This window comes from Pseudomonas sp. R62, from assembly GCF_000257605.1.
GTDB lineage: Bacteria > Pseudomonadota > Gammaproteobacteria > Pseudomonadales > Pseudomonadaceae > Aquipseudomonas > Aquipseudomonas atacamensis.
This window is the reverse complement of the sequence record NZ_JH635998.1, coordinates 3,754,405-3,758,055: the sequence shown is the minus strand read 5'-3', so window position 1 is coordinate 3,758,055 and position 3,651 is coordinate 3,754,405. Positions and strand designations below refer to the sequence as shown.

Here is a 3,651-nt window from a genome sequence, read left to right as displayed (position 1 = left end):
GACCTTGCCGACAATCCGCTATCGGCAGCAGCGCGCGATCAGATCAAAAACTACTTCCGCATCCATCGAAACGACTTTGACGTCCTGGCGCCCGAGCAGGATGTCAGCCTCGCCCGGCAGCTGTTTCCCGGTTTGAACAAGCAGGAGGCCAGCGAGATGATCTACGACTTGCCCGGCAATCTGGGCGACAGCCGCAAACAGCTCCTTCGCTGGAAAGCGGAGCAGCAACAGATGCGCGATGACCTGACCCGCTGGGCCTCGGCAATTCCGTCCGCGCACCCGGTCACAGGCCAGGCCTTGAGCGTAAGCGCGCATCTGGCGCAACGATCCGCACGCTCGGACTTCAAGCTATTGCTGGAGGATTTCTGGAGCGAAAGATCGATGGGAAGCGGCAAGCGCAGCGCATTGTTTGCGGCAGACCTGAAGTTTCTCGGCGAAATGCCGCGCCTGAGTGTCAACTTCGATCACGTGACCAGCCTCAAGCTCACCGGCAACGTGACGACCGCCGAACTGGAGCCGTTCGCTGCCTTGTTCCCGAATCTTCAGACGCTGAAATTGAAAGCCTTCACGCTCTATGACATACCCTCATTCGTCGGCCGCCTGCAGTATCTCAAAGAGCTCAAACTGAATGACTGCGCGCTGACACTGTCACCTGCCGGGCAGCAAGTACTCGGCACCCTGTCCGAGTTGCGGCTGCTCGATCTGAGCCACAACCCACTGTCAAATGCGCCCGATCTGACCACCCTGCCCAAGGTCACCAACTTTTTACTTGGCCATACCGATCTGACCAGCGTGCCGAAGGGCATCGCCGAGCATCCGCTGCTGCGAGAGCTCTCGCTTGCCAACAACCAGATTACCGAGCTGCCGGACGCTATCTTCAGCCTGAAGCCCGATAAGGCCGACGGCATATATCTGAACGACAACCCTCTGTCGATAAATGCCCGCGAGCGCGTCAAGTTCTACTACGCGGCACACGGGCGCAACTTCCGCATCAAGCCGCCATCGGCTGACATTGCCATGGCGCAGAGACTGTTCCCGCGACTTGGGGAAAACGCTGCGATCAACATGATTTATCGCCTGCCCGGGACATTACAGACCGGCACGGCGCAACTGATCAGGTGGGAGGGCGAAATCGCCCGCATGATTGGCGATCTCAACGCATGGCGTGAGCGTCTGCCAGTCAACAATCCATCGACAGAACGGCCATGGACTGCGCAGGAAAAAGCTGCAGAACTCGCCGAGAGACAAAAATTCAGCGAAAGCCTCGAACAACTGTGGCGCGGCAGGCGCACCGACAATTCAGCACTACGGTTCAACACCTTCAATGCCAATGCGGCATTTACCGGTGAGTTACCGCAATTGGCCACCGACTTCAGTCACATCACCCATCTCAGTCTGCAGGGCAATCCGGCACTGAAGGTTTCCGACGGTTTTCTCACAAGCTTCGGCGGATTGCAGGGCCTGGAACTGCAGGATTTTTCCCTGGGCCAGATGCCGCAAGCGCTGCAAAGCCTGCCGTCGCTGGAAACGTTGATGCTGAGCAAGTGCCAGATCACACTGGATCCTGCCGGACAAGCGGTCTTATCCACGCTGACCCGCTTGAAATCTCTGGACTTGTATAGCAATCCGCTGCAGGTCACGCCCGATGTGTCGGCACTGCAGAACCTGACGTTCATCGATCTGACCAGCACCGGAATCGATAGCGTTCCTGCCGGGCTGGAACAGCTGCCGCAGCTGGAAGTTGCATTGCTGAGCGACAACAACATCATCGAAGTGCCGACGGAGCTGACGCGTTATTCCGGTCGCGGCATGGAACTGGGCGCCAACCCGTTGTCGGTTGCTTCCAGAGAACGTGTCAAAGCCGCTTTCCAGGCCAAAGCCGACAATTTCGGTGTCTGGGTCCAACAGGACGACATCGATCTGGCGCAAAGCCTTTACCCGTCGCTGTCCGGCTTCGATGCCAACGATCTGGTCTACAAGCTGGCGGGTACGCTGGCCGATGGGCGTCTTGAGCTGATGCGCCGCAAAACCGGCCTCACCAGCCTGCTCGAACGCCTGGATAGCTGGGCAAACGAGATCCCCAACGATCCTGACACGCAGATGCCACTGGCGAACGACGCGGCAGCCAGGGAAACACGCAATCGCCAACATTTCAGGCGAGATCTGGAAACCGACCTGCGCCGGGCGCCCACGTTCATCATGGACCCAAGAGTTACCTGCGACATTTCGTTCACCGGCGAGCTGCCGGCGCTGGCCGCAAGCTTCGACCATATCGAAGAGTTGCGACTGACAAGCGGAGCGTCCGCGCCGCCCAGGGTCGATCAATTGTTGGCGCTTTTTCCCAAACTCAAAAGCATCACCATCCGCAAATATCCGTTGCGCGAGGTTCCCCCCAGAATCTTCGGAATGGACAGATTGCACAGCCTGTATCTGCCTGGCTGTGAAATCACGCTGACTGCGCAGACCGCAGAAGCCTTCAGAATGCTGAGAAACCTGAGATCCGTGGACCTGAGCGACAATCCACTCAACATGGCTCCGGATCTGAGTCATTTCCCGCAGATGACCGATGTGCGTCTGGGCAATTGCGCCTTGAGCAAGGTGCCTGACGGTCTGCTCGAACTGCCTCGATTGAGGTACGCGGACTTGTCCGGGAACGCGATTACCGAGTTGCCGGTCGGGTTTCCTTTACAGCCCGGCGAGGTGCTGACCGAATATGCCTTCGGCGACAACCCGCTGACCGCAGAAAGCCAGCAGCGCCTGCAGCGTTACGAGGCGGCGTATCAACTGCGCCTGGCGGAGCGACAGGCGAGCAACGACACCGTGTATCAGTCGTTTGAGGACTTCCATGATTTTTCCAGCAGCATCGACACCGATTGAACTCGGCCCGCGCTCAGCCACGCTCCGGCGGCACTGACGACAATTCGAACGGGCTGCTGCTGCGCCGCTGGTTGCGATCTTCCCGCGGCGTGGCACCGAAGAAATTGCGATAGGCGCTGGAGAAGTGCGGCCCCGAGGAAAAGCCACAGGACAGGCCGATCTGGATGATCGACTTGCTGGTCTGCATCAACATCTGCCGGGCCTTGTTCAGGCGCAATTCCAGGTAGTACTGGCTCGGCACGCGGTTGAGGTATTGCTTGAAGATGCGCTCCAACTGCCGACGGGATACGCACACATGCTGGGCGATTTCGTCGGTAGTCAGCGGCTCTTCGATGTTGGCTTCCATCAGCAACACCGCCTGGGTGAGCTTCGGATGGCTGGAGCCGAGGCGATTCTGCAACGGAATGCGCTGACGCTCACCGCCCTCGCGGATGCGCTCAACGACCAGTTCTTCCGACACCGCACCGGCCAGTTCCGCACCGTGATCGCGGGCCAGCACCGCCAGCAACAGGTCGAGCACCGACATGCCACCGCAAGCGGTCAGACGATCGCGATCCCAGTCGAACAGATGACTGGTGGCGATGACTTTCGGGAAGCGCTCAGCGAAATCGTCCTGCCAGCGCCAGTGCACGGCGGCGCGATAACCGTCGAGCAAACCGAGCTGGGCCAGCGGATAGACACCGGCCGACAGACCACCGATCACGCAACCGGCACGCACCAGTTGCTTGAGCGCACTGCTCAGCGCCGGCGCCAGGGTGGTCGGCGGCTCGTCGG

2 protein-coding genes are annotated in these 3,651 nt (G+C 59.6%); one reads left to right on the top strand and one right to left on the bottom strand.

Annotated features, from left to right (window positions below; all coding sequences use genetic code 11):
* A partial coding sequence (locus OQK_RS17870; RefSeq protein WP_038861052.1) for a hypothetical protein occupies positions 1-2,877 on the top strand: 2,877 nt, incomplete at its 5' end.
* Between the two features lie 13 nt (positions 2,878-2,890).
* On the opposite strand, the gene argR is transcribed toward OQK_RS17870, so the two are convergent.
* The coding region (gene argR / locus OQK_RS17865) for a transcriptional regulator ArgR (RefSeq protein ID WP_038861051.1) at positions 2,891-3,651 on the bottom strand (761 nt) is incomplete at its 5' end.